Raw genomic sequence first — 1,418 nt, 5'->3', positions numbered from 1 at the left:
GGCCTCCACCCCTTGGAAAGGCGTAACGAAGGAATGAGAGGGCATTGACCCGTTAAGACATGGGAGTGAAAACCTCCAAGGGCGGCGTGGAGAATGCGTGCAGTAAATGGAATCATGTGGGACGGATAAATCCCCCCTCTATTCCCGTGCGTCTTCATGTTGCCGAAGTCTACTGCGGAGTCACTCTCTTTGTCTTCATCTATATCCAACCGGGCGAAACCCTGTGAATAAGCGAGCATTCGTGAGAAAATCATATCGTACCAAGGGAGTTTAATAAAACGAGCAGGCTACACAGTGTCTGCTCGTCGTTGTGTGCTATTGAACTAACGTTTCCCAGATAGCGTAATGAATGGACACCCTTGGACTGAATAGCCTGAAGTATATGGTATTATGCGACGTTTTTCTTCAAAGAAAAACTTAGATAATTGGCATTTCATCAATGTTTATTTTCAATGGTGTTTCGTAAGATTTTATATGAAAATTAGCTGTTTCCGAATTTCTTGGCTTCAGAATAATAATTCCATTTGATTCGGAAATAGTTGAAACTATATAAAAAATGTCTTCATAACTCTTGAGTTCGATTAGAATTGATTTCCTCGTGATTCCGGTTTTCTTATCCAAGCATTTAATAAACGCCCTAGATATTTTGTTTTCTGGTCTTATTTGATAACTAATAATTATTGTATGTTTCTTAGTATCCTTAGTTAGATGATTGATTTCTAAATTACTTCTCAGTTTTACCAAGTTCTGAAATACTTGATCAACTATTTTAAGTTGATCTGCTGAGATAGCAATTGAATTTAATACGTTAGTAATTAGTTTAATTGTAAAGTTCTCTTTCTCTTCTTTGGATTTTAAATTATATAGCTCAGGTGAAACTCCTATATAAAAAAATTCCATCCATTTTTCTGGTCTATTTGCAGACTCTACAATTTCTCCCTCGGCCAAAAATGGTGTTTGTACAATATATAAATGATGAAAGTCTCTAGTAATAAAATCTAATTCTCTCAGTTTTCTTGAATATCTAGCACTAAGAAAATGAATTGATTTATTAACAGAATATCTCTCTCCAATATAGCTTGGAAAAGAACCTCGAGTTTTCTCTTCAAATAATCTAATATCACGGATTATTGTATTCTTCAATGTACTTCCCCTCTTTTAAAGATAACGTTTTTCTTTGCAAACTTCGTAATTCCCCATGCGTAAGGTATTCGCGAAGTAATTAAACTATCCTGCCCTAGCTCTAGCCGTGTCATGGTGATTGTTAAGCTATAACTCCTCGTAAGTGCAACAAAATACTACTGAAGCAAATCTTTTATTAACGACGAATTGTAATATGAAGTGCGACAGCTAGCTGAACAAAAAAAGCCCATGAATGGATTCGTGTAAAATGGAAGTTACCACACAACCATCATTTA

General features: G+C 35.8%; 1 protein-coding gene. It reads right to left on the bottom strand.

Annotated features, from left to right (window positions below; genetic code table 11):
* Positions 1-417: 417 nt before the first annotated feature.
* A complete protein-coding gene (locus FHS16_RS31430; RefSeq protein ID WP_183571662.1) occupies positions 418-1,143 on the bottom strand; it encodes a hypothetical protein in 726 nt (241 codons plus the stop codon).
* Positions 1,144-1,418 lie beyond the last annotated feature (275 nt).

This window comes from Paenibacillus endophyticus, assembly GCF_014192395.1.
Classification (GTDB): Bacteria; Bacillota; Bacilli; order Paenibacillales; family Paenibacillaceae; genus Pristimantibacillus; species Pristimantibacillus endophyticus.
The sequence above is the reverse complement of the archived record's forward strand: the minus strand, read 5'-3'. Positions and strand labels throughout refer to the sequence as shown.